Genomic DNA, 16,980 nt, shown 5'->3' on the forward strand with positions numbered 1-16,980 from the left:
GGCGCTTAATATCCCTTTGCCGCACCCTCGGTGGCGCGGCTATCCATCGCACCATAATAGCGCGCGCCGCCACCCTTCTCGATATCGGCAATGCTCTTGCCGCCGACAAGGATGCCGGCCGCCTGGCCCCATTGGGGCGGACCACTGCCATCGTCGAAGCTGTAGCCCATGGCGGCGAGCGTCTTTATCGTATCCGGAGAAAGGGTATAGGGTTCGAGATAGATCTTGTCCGGCTGCCATTGATGATGGATGCGCGGTGCATTGACGGCCTGGCTGATGTCCATGCCGAAATCGACAACGTTCAGGATCGCTTCCAGCGTGATGGTGATGATGCGCGAGCCGCCGGGGCTGCCGATCACCATGAAGGGCTTGCCGTCCCTGGAGATGATCGTCGGGCTCATGGAGGAGAGCGGCGTCTTCTTCGGCGCGATGGCGTTGGCCTCGCCCTGGACGAGCCCGTAGAGGTTGGGCACGCCCGGCTTCGAGGTGAAGTCGTCCATTTCGTTGTTGAGCAGGATACCGGTGCCGGGGGCAACCACGCCGGCACCGAAGGAGCCGTTCAGCGTATAAGTGACGGCGACCGCGTTGCCCTCGTCGTCGATGATCGAATAATGGGTGGTTTCAACGCTTTCCTTGGCGCCGAGCGGCTTCAGGTTGACAGATTTACCGGCCTTGTAGGGATCGATCTTCTCGCGGATTTCCTTGGCATAGCCTTTGTCCAGAAGCTTCGAAACCGGGTTGTCGACGAAGTCCGGATCACCAAGCGCGGCGTTGCGGTCGACGTAGGCGTAACGCATGGCCTCGACCATGGCGCGGACTGTCTCGGACGAACCATAACCCATGTAGGAAAGCGGGTAGCCCTCCAGCACGTTCAGGATCTCGCAGATGATGACGCCGCCGGAAGAAGGGGGCGGCGAGGAGACGATGTCGTAGCCACGGTAGTTGCATTCGACCGGTTTTAATTCGCGCACGCTATATTGCTCGAAATCTTCCTTCGCGAGAACGCCGCCTTTCGTCTGGCTTGCCTTTACGATCGCCTCGGCAGGTGCGGCCTTGTAGAAGGCGTCCGTGCCCTTCTCGGAAATACCGGACAGCACCGCGGCGAGCTCGGGCTGCAGGAGCTTTTCTCCCGCGGAATAAGGTTTGCCATCCGGCTTCAGGAAGATCTTTGCGGCAGCTTCATCTTTTGCGAGGCGCTTTGCGCTTGAGGCGAAAGTCGCGGCGTCGCCCTGTTCCAACGTAAAGCCGTCCTTGGCAAAGCGGATCGCCGGCGCCAGCAACTCGGCGCGGGGTTTGGTGCCATATCGCTCACGCGCCGTTTCGAAGCCCATGACCGAGCCCGGTACGCCGACGGCGAGATAACCGTCCAGGCTGGCGCGCGGAACGACATCGCCTTTGGCATCGAGATACATGGTCTTTGTGGCGGCCAGCGGTGCGCGCTCACGAAAATCGAGGAAGGTCGTCTTGCCGTCCTTCAGCCGGATCGTCATGAAGCCGCCGCCGCCGATATTGCCCGCCGTCGGATAGACGACTGCCAACGCGTAGCCGACCGCCACTGCCGCGTCCACGGCATTGCCGCCGTTCTTGAGGATTTCGACACCGACATCCGTCGCCAGATGCTGTGCGGTTACGACCATGCCATGTTCGGCTTCGACGGGCGCAGGCGAGGCGGCGAAAGCCGGTGCGAACGGCGAGACGACAAAGGCAAAAGCGGTAAATAGCGAAATGGCTTTAATGCGCAAGCGTGCCATCACTTTCCCTCCAAACCATCAAATTATTCGGAGGGATATGGTTTCGTTTTGGCGGTGCGCAAGTCCGTTCAGGCGGCAATTGCGCTGCCGCCTGACAACCTTTCTTCGGCAACGCGCACGGCGGCCTCAAGATCGCGCGGCATTCCGGCGATATTTTCCAGTGCGGCGATGGCGACATCGGTTGCGAGATAATCAGGCTTATGGCCGACGCCCTTGATCTTCAGCAGTTTGGAGCCGGCGATGTCGCGGGCAAGGCCTTGAGAATGCAGGTGCTCCCAGACGATGCCGTCGCTGTCGCCGGTAATGATGACGGTCGGCGCCGTGATGCGGGTATAGAAGGGCGATTGCGCCTTCAGATATTCAAGCAACCTGATGAAATCGGTGGCGTTGGCATGGAAGGTCTTCGGCCGCAACACCAGGGACGGCCCAGTCCTTGAGATGTAATCAGCCGGGCGCGGATTGGGCCGGAAGACATTAAGCGTAACCTGCTCCAGCCGCCACAGGCCCAGTGGTACGACAACAACTCGACTAAAGAGCCAGCCGATCAGCGGCACGGTCGCGATATGATAATACCAGTCGATGCCGCCCGGCCACGGATGCGTCGCCGGGGCAAGGAAGAGGAGACCGGCGGTCTTTTCCGGATGGTGCACGCCGAGCGCCGCGGCGATCGCGCCGCCGAAGGAGTGACCGACGATGATCGCCTTTTCAATCCCGCGCTTTTCCATGAGCTTTGCGATCGCATCCGCTTGGCCGGAGGGAAATGCGTTCTCCGGTCCTCCGCGTTCCGAATAGCCATGTCCGGGACGGTCGACGAAGAGCATTTCCGCGCGCCCTTCGAGCGGCAGTAGGAAGGCGCCGATCTGGTCGAGCAGATTGCCGCTCGCGCCATGGATAAAGACCAGGGGCGGTAGATCGGCGGTGTCGGGGCGGGGGATGTGCACGGCGTTCATCCTGTAGCCGTCGATATCGGCCAGTTCGCCGATATTGGGAAATGCCTGTTCAAACTGCCGGGCTTTGTAAGACGAATACCCGATTGCGGCAGCGATGGGGACGAGAATGGCGGAAATTTCGGCAAACATGGCTTTGAACCGGCAACAGTTACGGCACCAATCCGTAAGATTGCGCATGCCGGTTCGGCGTCAAGGTCAGGTCCGGCTTCCGGCGAGTTTTTCGGAGAGGGTATTCGCCTGCTGCTGCGCCGCGCGGTTTGCGGGGTAGACCTCCAGGAAGCGCTCCCAGGCTTTCAAGGTGAGTTGGTCATTGCCCGACATATTGAGAATCGTCGCCAATCCCGAGAGTGCACCGAAGTGGCGCGGCTCGAGATCGAGCACGTGCTCTATGTCGGACATCGACTTCCGGTAGTTGCCCATGGCGTAATTCAGCGTTGCGCGGCGGTTCCAGCTTTCGGCGTAGTCAGGCTTCAGCGCAATCGCCTGATCGAGGAAATCAAGGGCTGCAGGACTGCGCTTTTCCTCGATCGCCTTGTCGGCCCACTGCATCAGCAAGTTCACAGTGGCGCTGCCGGAATTATTCCACTCGAGGCGGATTTCCTCCGCAATGCCGCCCGCCTTGTCCGGATCGCGCTCGCGCTTCAGCTGGGCATAGAGATTGTCGAGATGCTGTTTCGGAGAGGAGTTGGCATCCGACTGGTCGACAATAACTTCCTTCTCCGCGGCAGCGGCAGGGAAAGCAGGAGCAAGGAAACCGAGAGCAAGCGGCAGCGCCGCGCAGGTCAAAGCAAAAAAGCGCATGGCGGACAATGTAGCCCGCCAGCGCCGAAGATCAAAGAAAATTTGATGTGATCACCGAAGCGACCCTAGCGGAAAAGCCCGCAGCGCATAAACGCGCAGGCGTAATCCGGCTCACGCTATGATCAGCCCTGACGAGCCTTGTAGCGCGGGTTCAGCTTGTTGATGATGTAGATGCGGCCCTTGCGGCGAACCAGACGGTTGTCACGGTGGCGAGCCTTGAGCGACTTGAGCGAATTCTTGATCTTCATTTTTCTGATCCGCGATCTCTGTGGGGGAATTTCACATTCGCCCGTATCTTTTAAACAATCAAAAAGCGCGTCTGTGCGCGCTCTTTAGGTTGGGCGTGCAGATAACCCGGCCTCAGGTCTGTGTCAACCACATGAAGGCGTTTTCTCGGGCAAAAACCTAGGCTTTCCACGTCAGTACCGTCACATGCCCCATCTTCCGGCCGGGGCGGGATTCGGTCTTGCCATAGAGGTGGACGAAGGTATCGCGGCGTTTCAGCCATTCCGGCAGGCTCAAGATATCGTCACCGATCAGGTTCTGCATCACGCATTCGGAATGACGGTCTGCGTTGCCGAGCGGCAGGCCGCCGACGGCGCGGATGTGCTGCTCGAACTGCGAGACAACGCAAGCTGCCTCGGTCCAGTGGCCGGAATTGTGGACGCGCGGGGCCATCTCGTTGGCGATCAGGCTGCCGTCTGCGAGCACGAAGAATTCGATGCCGATGACGCCGACATAGCCGAGCGAGGAGAGGATTGCTTCCGCCGCCTGGTGTGCGGCCGCGGCGGTCGCCTCTGAGATCGACGCGGGCACCGTCGACGTGTGCAGAATGCCATTGCGATGCACGTTTTCCGCCGGATCGAAGGCGACGACGGTGCCGTTCGCCGCGCGGGCGGCGATGACCGAAATCTCGCGCTCGAAGGCGACGAAGCTCTCCAGAATCAGCGGCACGCCGCCGAGGCCGGCATAGACGCCTTCTGCGCTGTCGGCGGCGGAACGGAATACCTTCTGGCCCTTGCCGTCATAGCCGAGGCGGCGCGTCTTGAGCACGCCCTGACCGCCGAAGTCCTTCAGCGCTGTGTCAAGCTCGCTTTGGCTGTCGACGGCGTGAAAGCGCGCGGTCGGGATGCTGCATTCATTGATGAAGCGCTTTTCGACGAGACGGTCTTGTGCCACTTCCAACGCCTTAGGCGGGGGGTAGACGGGAACATCCCTTGCCAAGGCCTCGGCTGCGGAAACCGGCACATTCTCGAATTCGTAGGTCACCACGTCACAGGCCTTTGCGAGTTCGGCCAGCGCGGCGGGATCGTCATAGGCTGCAACGATCTGGCGGTTGGCGGCCTGTGCGGCGGGACAATCGGCTTGCGGTTCCAGGATGATCGTGCGGAAGTTCAGCCGTGCTGCGGCCATCGCAAGCATGCGGCCGAGCTGGCCGCCGCCGATGATGCCGATCGTCTTTGCCGTCATAGGTTGTCCATGGGATATTCCGCAATCGAGGCGCTTTGCCGTTCGCGGTATTCATCGAGACGCTCGGCGATATCCTCGTCCGAAAGCGCAAGAACGGCGGCGGCCAAGAGTGCTGCGTTGATGGCACCTGCCTTGCCGATCGCAAGAGTGCCGACCGGAATGCCACCCGGCATCTGGACGATGGAAAGAAGGCTGTCCTGGCCGGACATCGTCTTCGACTGGACGGGAACGCCGAAAACCGGAAGCGGCGTCAGCGCGGCCGTCATGCCGGGAAGGTGGGCGGCGCCGCCCGCACCGGCGATGATCACCTTGAAGCCCTCGTCGCGCGCGGTCTTGGCAAAATTCACCATGCGCTCGGGCGTCCGATGCGCCGAAATAATGCGCGCTTCATAAGGAATTTCCAGCGCCTCCAGCGTGTCGGCGGCGTTTTTCATGGTCTCCCAGTCGGACTGGCTGCCCATGATGATGGCGACGGGCGGTCTGTCTGTCAGCGTCAACGGCATTACCCTTTCAGGCGATGATATCCGGAATGATCTGGTCTTCCAGCTTGGTCAGCTTGTCCTTGATGGCGAGCTTCTTCTTTTTCATGCGCTGGATGCGCAGCGCGTCGCATCCCATGGCAATCATGGCGTTGATCGCGGCGTCGTAATCCTCGTGCTCCTGACGCAAGCGCGCTGCCATGAGCCTGATTTCCGCCTGTTCCTGATCGGCCATTCGTATTCCCCATAATCGTCTTCGGACGTTGTCCGGCCTGCCGATGATTTCCGCAAGCTCCTATCACCAAATAGCGGCAGCGGCTAGTTGGTGTTGATCATGAATTTGCCATGGACTGAGCACGTTTTCGCCTTCGACAAGGATGTAAAAATATGTCACATTCCAAAAGTTGACGCCTAGAACTCCAGCGATGGATGGCTGGGGAAGGCAAGAGGAAGGAAGGGTCAAATGACTGTTCAAGCTCATCTTGAGTCACTCGAAAAAAAGCATGTAGCTCTTGAGGAGGAGTTACATTCGCTGATGGCATCTCCCTCCAGAAAAGACACCGACATTGCGGATTGCAAGCGCAGAAAGCTGCGCATCAAAGACGAAATCCAACGTCTGAAATCATCCGTTCACTAAGCGATAATGCCGATTGCCGGCGCGCTGATCCTGCAGCATAAAGAGGATAAAATCCAATCTTTCAAATGGGTTAGTTAATCACCGGCGATTTTTGAGAAAATCATGCGCCAGTCCCAAACAGTGCGGAGTTGGGCTGGCGCATTTCTTTTGGACGAAGGCGTTCACGCCCAAAATTGATCAAGCCACAGATTGAGTTTGTCGAAGCCGCGGTTGTTGACCGCATAGATGCGCCTCGTGCCCTCGGAGGTTACCGACACGAGGTTGCTGTCAAGCAGCGCCTTCAGATGCTGCGAGACCGCCGGCCGGCTGATCGGCAGGCTTTCGGCGAGCTCGTTGACCGTTCTCGGCGCGCGCCGCAACTGCTCCAGCAGGAACCGCCGGTTCGGATCGGATATCGCGGCGAAAGGGTCGGTGGTCGACATGGCGAAAAGCTACGTCAAAGGCAGCCTCCGGGCAAGGAAATTGTGCGCCGCAACCGAGCGGCGTTTGGCCGGCGTGAGGACCTAGAATCCAAGCCCTTCGTGAATGATCAGAAGCGCTGCGATCAGTGCCATCGCATACATGAACGGATAGAATATCTCCGGCTTCATGCGCTTAACGCACCAGGCGCCAGCAATGGTCGCAAGCGGGGCGAAAGGCAGCAATGTCGCCGATGTTACGAGATTCTTGGTATCGAGCTGGCCGAGCGCAAAATAAGGAATGAGTTTCACCGCGTTCAAGATGGCAAAGAAACGCACGCTGGTGCCGATGAATTCGCGTGGGGGCAGTTTCAAGGGCAGGGCGTAGATCTGAAACGGCGCACCGCCGGCATGGGCGACGAAACTGCCATAGCCGGAAAGCGTGCCCCAGGCGCTCGCAAGCAAGGGCCGCTGGCCGCGCGGCAGGACGACCCTTCCTGCACCGGGGCCGAAATTGTTCCAGAAATATCGGGCGCAGAAGAGTACGGTGACTGCACCGATGACCACGCGCAAGACATTGCCGGGCACCAGTGCGGATGTTGCCCAGCCGACCGCGATGCCAAAGAGGGCACCCGGCAGCATGATCCTCAGCGTCGTCCAATCGCCGTGCTTGCGCCAGACAACGAGCGAGATCATGTCCATGAAGATCAGGATCGGCAGCAGGATGGCGGCTGCTTCGACAGGCGAGACAACCAGGGCTAAAATAGGGACGCCGATCAAGGCCAGTGCGTCGCCCATGCCGCCCTTGGCGAGGCCGACGAGCAGCACGGCCGGCACCGCGGCATAAAAGAATGACAGTTCCGGCAGCATGCTTTTCAAGTCCTCCCCTTGCCAGCCCCGTCTAACGGAATTACTCACACAAAACGAGTGTGGATTTGCCGCCTACTGGCGAAACCCGCTGAAAATGGAAAGAGTTCATGACCGGACCGGAAGACCGCTGCCGCCTTGTCCTGATCGTCCCGGACATCGCGGATGCCGACGAGCAGGCAAATATTGTCGCCGACGCGCTGAAGGGCGGCGACGTTGCCTCGGTGATCGTGCCGCAATACGGGCTCGATGCCGGCGCGTTTCAGAAACATGCCGAGAAACTGGTTCCGATCATCCAGAATGCAGGGGCAGCGGCGTTAATTGCGGGCGACAGCCGCGTCGCCGGACGCGCAAAGGCAGACGGTTTGCATTTGACGGGTTTAGCCGCCGAAATCGCCGAGGCGATCGATAAACATGCCGGCAAGCTGATCATCGGCGGCGGTAAAGCGACCGACCGCCACACGGCTTTGGAGATCGGCGAGGCACGGCCGGACTATATTTTCTTCGGCAAACTCGACGGCGACATCAAGCCGGAGGCGCATCCGAAGAACGTGGCGCTCGGCGAATGGTGGGCCTCGATGATCGAAATTCCCTGCATCGTCATGGGCGGGACCGATCCGGCTTCTGCCCTTGTCGTCGCCGAGTCCGGTGCCGAGTTCGTGGCATTGCGCCTGGCGGTGTTTGGCGAGCCGGGGCTGGCCCCGTCGGTCGTCGCTCAGGTCAACGCACTTCTTGACGAAAAAGCGCCACGGTTTGGGGATTGATATCGCGGCCATGCCGATCCTCTCCGCCTGTTTGCGCCGATCCCTCCTGTCTGCCGCCGTTTTCGCGACTGTTTTGCCGTATGGCGCTTCGGCGCAGACGGTCGACAACGTCGTGACACGTCCGCTGGCTTCGGAAGCTGAACCGTTCAAGACCAACCGGCCGGCGGAAGGAGCGCAGCCCTCGACCGGTCTCGGCGTGCTGGATCGCATGGGCGCCAAGCTGCCGGACCTGCCGCCGGAGAAGGATTACAAAGGGCCGATCGATACGGCTTACGGCGCCTATCAGCGCGGTTATTACCTGACGGCGATGCAGCTGGCGCTGCCGCGCGCGCAGCTTGGGGATCCGGCAGCGCAGACGCTCATTGCGGAAATGCAGTATGCCGGGCTCGGTGTTCGTCGCGATCTGAAGAGCGCAGCATTCTGGTACGGCAAGGCCGCCGAAGGCGGCGATGTGGCGGCGATGTTCAAATATTCGCTGATCCTGATGGCGGGAGAGCTCGTGCCGCGCGACAAGGCGAAGGCGGACGATTACATGCGCCGGGCGGCCGACGGCGGCAATCCTTCAGCGCAGTTCAACTGGGGGCAGTTGCTGACGACCGATCATCCCGGCCCCGAAGGACTGAAGCTCGCGCTTCCCTACTATGAAAAGTCCGCCCAGCAGGGTATTGCCGACGCCCAATATGCCGTGGCGCAAATCTATTCCGTGCTTGCCGATCTGCCGAAGCAGAAAAAGAAGCTGGCGCGCGAATGGCTCGCCCGTGCAGCGCGCGCAGGTTACGACACCGCGCAGCTCGATCTCGGCGTATGGCTCGTCAATGGCACAAATGGACCGCGGGACTTCGTGAAGGGCTTTCAGTGGATGAAGCTCGCTGCCAATCGCGGTAACGTCGCGGCGCAGAACAAGCTCGCACATCTTTATATCGGTGCGCTCGGCACCAAGCCGGACCCGGTCGAAGCGGCGAAATGGTACGTGCTCTCCCGCCGGGCAGGGTTGCCCGATCCGGAGCTTGAGGATTTCTATCTCGGCATCGAGCACGCTCAGCAAAAGCAGGCGATCGACCGGGCAAACAAGTTCCGCCGCCTGCCCTGAGGTTCACAACAGCGCATCGGCGAAGCCTTCGGTGCCGGCGACCTCTTTCAGGGTCCGCAACGCTCTCCCCTTGAAATTTGCCTGATTTTGTGGTCTTGAGGCCGCCATCTAATTAAGAGCGCTGCCCTTTCCGGCGATCAGGGACCCTTCCCGCCCTGACAGCGCACCCCGTACCAGTTCCAAGGAAAATGCCCCAATGGCCCGTTCTGCTCTTCTCAATGTCATGGTTCAGGCTGCCGTCAAGGCAGGAAAGTCGCTGGGGCGTGATTTCGGGGAAGTGCAGAACCTGCAGGTTTCGGTGAAGGGGCCCGGCGATTTCGTTTCCAATGCTGACCGGAAAGCCGAAAAGATCGTCAGGGACGAGCTCCTGAAGGCGCGCCCGACCTATGGGTTCCTTGGAGAGGAGGGCGAAGAGATCAAGGGAACGGACGGGGCGCACCGCTGGATCGTCGATCCGCTCGATGGCACGACCAACTTCCTGCACGGCATTCCGACGTTTGCCGTGTCGATCGCGCTTGAGCGCAATGGCGAAGTCGTTGCGGGCGTCGTCTTCAATCCGGCGATGGACGAGCTCTATACTGCCGAGCGCGGCGGCGGCGCCTTCTTGAACGACCGCCGGCTGCGCGTCGGTGCGCGCCGCGTTCTTTCGGATTCCGTCATCGGCTGCGGCGTGCCGCATCTCGGCCGCGGCAACCACGGCAAGTTCCTCGTCGAGCTTCGTCATGTGATGGGCGAAGTGGCCGGCATCCGCCGCATGGGCGCTGCCTCGCTCGATCTCGCTTATGTCGCGGCTGGCCGCTTCGACGGCTTTTGGGAAATGGGACTGTCGCCCTGGGACATGGCAGCCGGCATCCTGCTTATCCGCGAAGCTGGCGGCTATGCGACCGATTGGAACGGCGGCACGGATATCCTCGATGGCGGCGCGATCGTCGCCGGCAATGAATATATTCACAAGGCGCTGATCGAGACCATCAAGCGCCCCATACCTGCGAAGTGAGACACGTCGGAAACCGACTGTTGTAAAGACACGGTTTTCTCTGCCCGCGCACTTCAATTCGGCACAATGTTGATCTAGTCTTCGGCTGCAAGCAATCCGGAGGGCTGCGCAACCATGGAAAATGTGAATGCGGCGGAATTCGGCTCGACCGAAAAACCGAGCAGCAACTATGTCTATAAACTCTCCAGCCCGATGCCGTTCCTCTGGACGATGCTCCTGTTCCTGGTCATCGTCGGCTTCATCGCCGCCATCCTTTTCCGGCAGACGCAGACAGCGTTCATGCACAATCCGGGCCTCAACGGCCTCATCGTCGGCGTGCTTGCGGTCGGCATCATCCTGGTCTTCAGCCATGTGCTGGCGCTTCGTCCGGAAGTGCGCTGGTTCAATTCCTTTCGCGCAGCCGGCAGTGCGGACAAGGTAAACCGCAATCCGAGACTTCTTGCCCCCATGCGGGCGCTGATCGGTAACCGTAAGTCAACGGCGACGCTTTCGACCACCGCGCTACGCTCTATTCTGGATTCGATCGCCACCCGCCTCGATGAATCGCGTGATACGTCGCGTTACCTCATCGGCCTTCTCGTCTTCCTCGGTCTTCTCGGTACCTTCTGGGGTCTCATCGGCACGATCGGCTCGATCAGCGGCGTCATTCAGTCGCTGGATGCAGGCTCGAACGGCACCGGCGACGTGCTGACCACGCTCAAAGAAGGTCTGTCCTTGCCGCTTTCCGGTATGGGCCAAGCCTTCTCGTCTTCGCTGCTCGGCCTTTCCGGGTCGCTCATTCTCGGCTTTCTCGATCTTCAGGCCGGTCGGGCGCAGACTCGCTTCTACACGGAACTCGAAAACTGGCTTTCCTCGGTGACCGATGTCGGGTCGGATATTGCCGTTCCGGCGCTCGACTCCGGTACGTCTTCCGAGGACCTTCGCGCGATGTCGGACTATCTGAAGAAGGTTGCCGAAGAAGGCGGAGCCGGCAGCCAGCGCTCGGTTGCCGCGATGGCAAGCCTTGCCGAAGGCATTCAGGGTCTCGTCAAGAACATGCGCAACGAACAGCAGATGCTGCGCGACTGGATCGAAGCGCAGCAGGACGAGGCAAAGGCCATGCGCCGCACGCTGGACCGACTGGCCGAACGCATCGGCGCGCAGGAAAAGCAGAGTGGCGCCGAGAGAAGCCACCGCGTCAGCCAGATCGAAAAGAGCGAGGGCAAGTAAGCCATGGCGCTCGCCCGAAACCGCCGCCGCCACGGCGAAATGAACTACTGGCCGGGTTTCGTCGACGCACTGTCGACGCTGCTGATCGCCATCATGTTCCTGCTGACGGTTTTCGTCGTCGGCCAGTTCATTCTAAGCCGCGAGATTTCCGGTCGCGACGAAGTGCTGACCCGCCTCAACAGCCAGATCAACGAACTGACGCAGCTGCTCGCGCTTGAGAAGGGCAGCAAGCAGGATCTTGAGGATTCCGTTGCCAATCTGCAGGCATCTCTCGCGACCGCTGAAGGTGACCGCTCGCGGCTGCAGGCATTGCTCGATGCCGGTTCCGGCGGAAAGGATGCGGCACAACAGCGCATCGGCGGCCTGACAAAAGAACTCGACGAACAGAAGCAGTTAAGCGACCGGGCGCTCAGCCAGGTCGAAATTCTCAACCAGCAGATTGCGGCCCTTCGCAGCCAGATCGCAGCCGTCGAGGCGGCGCTTCAGGCATCGGAGCAGAAGGACCAGAGTTCGCAGGCGAAGATCGCCGATCTGGGCCGGCGGCTGAATGTTGCGCTGGCGCAGCGGGTTCAGGAACTCAATCGCTACCGCTCCGACTTCTTCGGCCGCCTGCGCGAGATCCTGTCCGACCGCGAAAACATCCGCATCGTCGGCGACCGTTTCGTCTTCCAGTCAGAGGTTCTGTTCCCTTCCGGAAGTTCCGATCTCAATCCTGAAGGCACGACGGAGATGACGAAACTTGCCACTGCGCTGCTTGATCTTTCCAGGGAAATCCCGCCGGAAATCAACTGGGTGCTCCGGGTCGACGGCCATACAGACAATGTGGCACTTTCCGGGGCCGGCCGCTTTCGCGACAACTGGGAGCTTTCCTCGGCGCGTGCCATCTCCGTCGTCAAATACCTGATTTCGCAGGGCGTGCCTTCCGACCGGCTCGTCGCGGCGGGTTTTGGCGAATTCCAGCCGATCGCGCCCGGCGATACGCCAGAAGCTCGCGGCACCAACCGCCGCATCGAGCTCAAGCTGACCGAGAAATAGTTGGTGATAGGCACACCTGCCCTTTCCAGCCGCAAGGGGCGGGCGGCCCACCAAAGGTTCTGCCACCCATTCGAAATCATCGATGAAAAATTCGCGATGGGAAGTCCTGCGGTTGCATTGACGTTTACGTGTGCGTAATTTCATGCCGATGGATGCGGGGAGGCGTTCGGGATGGAATATGACGTGCTGGTCGTTGGTGCGGGTCTTGCCGGGCTTGTTGCTGCGGCGGAAGCGGCAGATCGGGGACGCAAGGTCTGCATTCTCGACCAGGAGGGCGAACAGAGCCTCGGCGGGCAGGCCTTCTGGTCGCTGGGCGGCCTTTTTTTCGTTGACAGTCCCGAGCAGCGCCGCCTGGGCATTCGCGACAGCCTCGATCTTGCCAGGCAGGATTGGGCGGGTTCGGCAGGCTTCGACCGGCCCGAGGATTACTGGCCGCGGCTTTGGGCGGACGCCTATCTCGATTTTGCGGCGGGCGAGAAACGCTCCTTTCTGCATCAACAGGGCATGCGCTGGTTTCCGGTCGTCGGTTGGGCGGAGCGTGGCGGCGGCATGGCGCATGGTCACGGCAATTCCGTGCCGCGCTTTCATCTGACCTGGGGCACGGGGCCCGCCGTGCTTACGCCATTTGTCCGGCGCGTTCGGGAGGCAGAGGCGAGAGGGCGCGTCACATTTGCCTTCCGCCACTGCGTAGACGAGCTCATGGTCGAAAATGGCGCCGTCTGCGGCGTCCAGGGGACGATCCTCGAGCCCGATGCTGCGCCGCGTGGCAAGGCAACGGTTCGCAGGGCTGCCGGAACATTCGAATTCCGTGCGGGCGCCGTCATCATCACTTCCGGCGGCATCGGCGGCGACCACGATCTCGTGCGCCGGAACTGGCCGGTAGAGCGTCTTGGTCCTCCGCCTGCGTCGATGGTTGCGGGCGTTCCCGCTTATGTCGACGGCCGCATGTTGGCGATCGGCGAGCGTACCGGCGCGAGCATCATCAACAGCGACCGCATGTGGCACTATACGGAAGGCGTGAGGAACTGGGATCCGATCTGGGCGAACCACGGCATCCGCATCCTTCCCGGTCCGTCGTCCTTCTGGTGCGATGCCGACGGCAACCGTTTTGCTCCGCCGGCGATGCCGGGCTTTGACACGCTTGCCACCTTGAAGGCGATCCGTGCCAGCGGGCATGATTATAGCTGGTTCATTCTGACCAAGGCGATCATCAAGAAAGAGTTCGCGCTTTCGGGTTCGGAGCAGAACCCCGACATCACCGGTAGGGATATTCAGTTGCTTTTGAAACGGCTCGGCAAGAACCCGCCCGGGCCGGTGCAAGCCTTCATGGAGAAGGGCGAAGATTTCATCGTCCGCAAGACGCTCGAAGAACTGGTCGAAGGCATGAATGCGCTGACCGGAGAAAACCGGCTCGACACTGCGCATCTGCGAGGGCAGATCGAGGCGCGCGACCGGGAAATCGACAATGCCTATTCCAAGGATGCACAGGTAACTGCCATTCGCGGCGCCCGAAATTACATTGGCGACAAGCTGTTGCGGACGGCAAAGCCGCACCGGCTACTGGATACCAAGGCAGGGCCGTTGATCGCCGTGCGGCTGCATATCCTGACGCGAAAGTCGCTGGGCGGTCTGCAGACGGATCTTTCGGCGCGGGTGATCAGTATAAATGGTGATGCGGTGCCGGGTCTCTATGCCGCCGGCGAGGTCGCCGGTTTCGGCGGAGGCGGCATGCACGGCTACAAAGCGCTTGAAGGAACTTTTCTCGGCGGTTGCATCTTTTCGGGCCGGGTGGCGGGAAGAGCCGTATGAGGCGGCGCCTTTCGAGCGCCGCCAGTCTCGTTAAGCCGTTGCCTTGGTCTGGTCGTCGACCGTTGCGTCGGGCGCGTTCTTCTTGATGGATTCAATGGCGCTCAGCGCGGATGCCTTGGCCTTGTAGCCCTCCGAGTTGAACATGGATTCGCCCGTTCGAAGCCTTGAAGCGGAAACGGAATTCGCCAGCCTTATCCTTGTACACTTCAAACTTATACATCGATTTTCTCCCAATTATCAGGAAGTTGTCTCGGTAACGGGAGACAATCTAGTGCAAAAGTTGAGTCTATTCCATCTGGATATTCGCACCCTTGACGATGGGTCCCCACTTGGCCAGTTCGGCCTTCACATGTGCGCCAAGTTCCTCCGGCGTGGAGCCGACGATCGTGGCGCTGAAGTCTTTCATGCGTTCGGCAACGGCCGGGTCCTTCAGAGCCTTGTTGGCGGACGCGTTGAGCTTTGCCACAACATCCGCGGGCGTATTCGCCGGCGCGAAGAGCGCGTTCCAGGTATAGGTCTCGTAACCCGGAACGCCGGACTCAGCGATGGTCGGAATATCCGGGAAGGATGGAGCACGTTTCGCCGTAGTGACCGCCAGCGCCCGCAGCTTGCCGGATTTGATGTGGCTGGACGACGACGGCAGGTTATCGAACATGATCGATACCTGATTGCCCAGCAGATCGGTCAGCGCCGGGCCTGCACCCTTATAGGGGATGTGCTGCATCTTGACGCCGGCCATCGAATTGAACAATTCGCCGGAAAGATGAAGCGGCGTGCCGTTGCCGGAGGAAGCATAGCTCCATTTGTCCGGCTCGGCCTTCAGCATCGCGATCAGTTCCTGGACGTTCTTTGCAGGCAGCTCCGGATTGACGACGAGCACGTTGGGCACGATGACGAGCAGTGAAACCGGCGCGAAATCCTTTTCCGGATCGTAAGGCGTGGATTTAAGGATCAGCGGGTTCAGCGCGTGCGTCGCGACCGTTCCCATCAAGATGGTGTAGCCGTCCGATTCTGCACGAGCCACGTTGCCCGCACCGAGATTGCCGCCCGCACCGGCGACGTTCTGGACGATCACCTGCTGACCAAGGTCTTCCGACATCTTCTCGGCTATGATGCGCGCCACGACATCGGTCGACCCGCCGGCGGCAAAGGGAACGACGAGCGTAACCGCGCGCTCCGGAAACCCTTCGGCATGCGCGGCCCCGGCGCTCAAGGCCGCAAGCAAGCCGAGGCCGAGTGCCATGCGGCGGGTCATATTGAAAAGTGCCATTCGATTCTCCTCCCGGAATTCAGCGATGATGTCGCCCGACTGCATCAAATCGGGCAAAAGGAGGGTAGGGCGGAGGCGGATAAAAGCAACCGAAAGCCGCCGCATGGAATTGCAACTTTAGTCGCTGAGGTAAACTATCCGACTATTGATATTACAATCCGTCCTCCGATAACCATCTATGCGAAAGACGCAATCGAATGTGTACGCTTGGCGGGACGAGATCGTGGAGTTTGACATGCAGCCGGTATCCAATCCATTTCCGGCAGTTGAGAACGAGGAGGACGGTCTTTGGCCGGTGCGCCGGCACAAGATCCTCGACTGGCTGATTAATGAAACGCGCAACCAGCGGTTCATCGACAATATCTTAGTGGAGATGTGCGAGCGGCTGCAAGCTTCGGGCATTCCCGTCGCCCGCGCGACGATGCATTTCCGGACGCTGCATCCTCAATGGCTCGGCGCGCGCATCCTCTGGCGTCCCGGCTTGCAGGAAGCAAAGATCACCACCTTCGGCTACGGCGTCGAGACAACGTCGCAATTCCTGAACAGCCCGATCAACGAGATCTTCAGCGGCGGTAGGGAAGTGCGGCAGAGTCTCGAAGGCGAAGTTGCTTCCTATCCGCTCTATGGCGAGTTGCAGGGTGAGGGGCTGACGGACTATGTGGCCTGGCCGATGGAGCACACGCTCGGAAAACGGCACGTGATTACCTTCTCAAGCGACACGCCAGGCGGCTTTAAGGAAGACCATCTGATTTTCCTCAAGGATCTTTTACCGGCGCTCACGCTTGTCACCGAAATCCGGATCAAGAACATTCTTGCCCGCACGCTGCTGCAGACCTATGTCGGGCCGCATGCCAGCGAGCAGATTCTTGCAGGCGCCACGACCCGCGGCAGCGGCGCAACGGTCGGCGCAGCGATCCTCATCTGCGACTTGCGCGACTTCACGACGATCTCCGACTTATGGCCGCGCGACGATGTCATCGAACTGCTCAACGCCTATTTTGATGCCATGTCGGAGCCAATCGAAAAGCACGGCGGCGAAATCCTGAAATTCATGGGCGACGGCTTGCTCGCCATATTTCCGCTGACCAATCCGGATGCCTGCATCAATCTTCTCCGGGCGATCAAGGAAGCGCAAGCGGCAATGACCGAGCTCAATCTCTTCAACGCGGAAAGGGGACATGTGGAGCTGCGCTATGGCGTCGGCGTGCATGTGGGGGATGTCATGTACGGCAATATCGGCTCGCGCAAGCGGCTCGATTTCACCGTCATCGGCCCGGCCGTCAACATTGCATCGCGGCTGGAGAGCCTGACCAAGGAAATTAAGCGTCCTGTGCTGCTGTCGAAAGCCTTCGTCGAAATGGCAGGGTGCGAAAGCGACCTGGAAAGCCTCGGATCCCACCCGCTGCGCGGCCTGGATGAGCCTGTGGATGTCTACGCGTTTCCTCAGGAGTAG

Annotated in this window: 18 protein-coding genes and 1 pseudogene; 8 read left to right on the forward strand and 11 right to left on the reverse strand. The window is 60.4% G+C overall.

The genetic code is table 11. From position 1 onward, the window contains the following. Positions 1 to 5 precede the first annotated feature (5 nt). The 7 genes from ggt to ACZ9DP_RS16965 all read right to left on the reverse strand — a co-directional run bounded on the left by ggt (position 6) and on the right by ACZ9DP_RS16965 (position 5,686). Positions 6 to 1,751 carry a gamma-glutamyltransferase gene (gene ggt / locus ACZ9DP_RS16935; protein WP_476202979.1) on the reverse strand — a complete coding sequence of 582 codons (1,746 nt, stop codon included), beginning with the start codon at positions 1,749 to 1,751 and terminating at the stop codon, positions 6 to 8. Between the two features lie 68 nt (positions 1,752 to 1,819). Continuing rightward, the gene (locus ACZ9DP_RS16940; RefSeq protein WP_476202980.1) at positions 1,820 to 2,830 is read right to left on the reverse strand and encodes an alpha/beta hydrolase; all 1,011 of its coding nucleotides are present in this window, start codon (positions 2,828 to 2,830) and stop codon (positions 1,820 to 1,822) included. 66 nt (positions 2,831 to 2,896) lie between these two features. Then, positions 2,897 to 3,511 carry a tetratricopeptide repeat protein gene (locus ACZ9DP_RS16945; RefSeq protein WP_239597010.1) on the reverse strand — a complete coding sequence of 205 codons (615 nt, stop codon included), beginning with the start codon at positions 3,509 to 3,511 and terminating at the stop codon, positions 2,897 to 2,899. A gap of 113 nt (positions 3,512 to 3,624) precedes the next feature. Further along, on the reverse strand, positions 3,625 to 3,750 hold the full coding sequence (gene ykgO / locus ACZ9DP_RS16950; RefSeq protein ID WP_003582204.1) for a type B 50S ribosomal protein L36: 126 nt from the start codon (positions 3,748 to 3,750) through the stop codon (positions 3,625 to 3,627). 157 nt (positions 3,751 to 3,907) lie between these two features. Beyond that, complete coding sequence (locus ACZ9DP_RS16955) at positions 3,908 to 4,972, reverse strand: 5-(carboxyamino)imidazole ribonucleotide synthase (protein ID WP_476202982.1); 1,065 nt, start codon at positions 4,970 to 4,972, stop codon at positions 3,908 to 3,910. Continuing rightward, a complete protein-coding gene (gene purE / locus ACZ9DP_RS16960; protein WP_028739727.1) occupies positions 4,969 to 5,463 on the reverse strand; it encodes a 5-(carboxyamino)imidazole ribonucleotide mutase in 495 nt (164 codons plus the stop codon). Before purE ends, ACZ9DP_RS16955 begins: the two co-directional genes overlap by 4 nt. Before the next feature lie 19 nt (positions 5,464 to 5,482). Continuing rightward, positions 5,483 to 5,686 (reverse strand): YdcH family protein, encoded by a 204-nt coding sequence (locus tag ACZ9DP_RS16965; protein WP_027508067.1) that lies wholly within the window; start codon positions 5,684 to 5,686, stop codon positions 5,483 to 5,485. Positions 5,687 to 5,914: 228 nt separating this feature from the next. Here ACZ9DP_RS16965 and ACZ9DP_RS16970 point away from each other — a divergent pair, with 228 nt between their 5' ends. Beyond that, complete coding sequence (locus ACZ9DP_RS16970) at positions 5,915 to 6,088, forward strand: YdcH family protein (RefSeq protein WP_022715810.1); 174 nt, start codon at positions 5,915 to 5,917, stop codon at positions 6,086 to 6,088. Positions 6,089 to 6,249: 161 nt separating this feature from the next. Here the strand turns inward: ACZ9DP_RS16970 and ACZ9DP_RS16975 are convergent, their stop codons facing one another. Together ACZ9DP_RS16975 and ACZ9DP_RS16980 are read right to left on the reverse strand one after the other, a co-directional pair. Beyond that, a complete protein-coding gene (locus ACZ9DP_RS16975; protein ID WP_022715809.1) occupies positions 6,250 to 6,510 on the reverse strand; it encodes an ArsR/SmtB family transcription factor in 261 nt (86 codons plus the stop codon). An 81-nt stretch (positions 6,511 to 6,591) separates the two neighbouring features. After that, the gene (locus ACZ9DP_RS16980) at positions 6,592 to 7,356 is read right to left on the reverse strand and encodes a sulfite exporter TauE/SafE family protein (protein ID WP_283072404.1); all 765 of its coding nucleotides are present in this window, start codon (positions 7,354 to 7,356) and stop codon (positions 6,592 to 6,594) included. Positions 7,357 to 7,463: 107 nt separating this feature from the next. On the opposite strand from ACZ9DP_RS16980, the gene ACZ9DP_RS16985 reads away from it, so the two are divergent. The 6 genes from ACZ9DP_RS16985 to ACZ9DP_RS17010 all read left to right on the forward strand — a co-directional run bounded on the left by ACZ9DP_RS16985 (position 7,464) and on the right by ACZ9DP_RS17010 (position 14,257). Next, on the forward strand, positions 7,464 to 8,117 hold the full coding sequence (locus ACZ9DP_RS16985; protein WP_283069491.1) for a thiamine phosphate synthase: 654 nt from the start codon (positions 7,464 to 7,466) through the stop codon (positions 8,115 to 8,117). Positions 8,118 to 8,127: 10 nt separating this feature from the next. After that, positions 8,128 to 9,207 (forward strand): tetratricopeptide repeat protein, encoded by a 1,080-nt coding sequence (locus ACZ9DP_RS16990; protein ID WP_476205386.1) that lies wholly within the window; start codon positions 8,128 to 8,130, stop codon positions 9,205 to 9,207. Positions 9,208 to 9,403: 196 nt separating this feature from the next. After that, complete coding sequence (locus ACZ9DP_RS16995) at positions 9,404 to 10,204, forward strand: inositol monophosphatase family protein (protein WP_476202983.1); 801 nt, start codon at positions 9,404 to 9,406, stop codon at positions 10,202 to 10,204. A 114-nt stretch (positions 10,205 to 10,318) separates the two neighbouring features. Then, positions 10,319 to 11,413, forward strand: a complete 1,095-nt coding sequence (locus ACZ9DP_RS17000) for a flagellar motor protein MotA (RefSeq protein WP_074069625.1) — start codon at positions 10,319 to 10,321, stop codon at positions 11,411 to 11,413. Between the two features lie 3 nt (positions 11,414 to 11,416). Then, positions 11,417 to 12,448, forward strand: a complete 1,032-nt coding sequence (locus ACZ9DP_RS17005; protein ID WP_074069624.1) for a peptidoglycan -binding protein — start codon at positions 11,417 to 11,419, stop codon at positions 12,446 to 12,448. Positions 12,449 to 12,619: 171 nt separating this feature from the next. Further along, positions 12,620 to 14,257: an FAD-binding dehydrogenase gene (locus ACZ9DP_RS17010; RefSeq protein ID WP_476202985.1), complete on the forward strand. Its 1,638-nt coding sequence runs from the start codon at positions 12,620 to 12,622 to the stop codon at positions 14,255 to 14,257. A gap of 30 nt (positions 14,258 to 14,287) precedes the next feature. Here ACZ9DP_RS17010 and ACZ9DP_RS17015 read toward each other — a convergent pair. Continuing rightward, positions 14,288 to 14,477, reverse strand: a pseudogene (locus ACZ9DP_RS17015) (YegP family protein). A 66-nt stretch (positions 14,478 to 14,543) separates the two neighbouring features. Further along, positions 14,544 to 15,527, reverse strand: a complete 984-nt coding sequence (locus ACZ9DP_RS17020) for a Bug family tripartite tricarboxylate transporter substrate binding protein (protein ID WP_476202987.1) — start codon at positions 15,525 to 15,527, stop codon at positions 14,544 to 14,546. 235 nt (positions 15,528 to 15,762) lie between these two features. On the opposite strand from ACZ9DP_RS17020, the gene ACZ9DP_RS17025 reads away from it, so the two are divergent. After that, positions 15,763 to 16,980 carry an adenylate/guanylate cyclase domain-containing protein gene (locus ACZ9DP_RS17025; protein ID WP_074070422.1) on the forward strand — a complete coding sequence of 406 codons (1,218 nt, stop codon included), beginning with the start codon at positions 15,763 to 15,765 and terminating at the stop codon, positions 16,978 to 16,980.

The sequence above is a fragment of the Rhizobium sp. USDA 4016 genome (genome assembly GCF_056279705.1).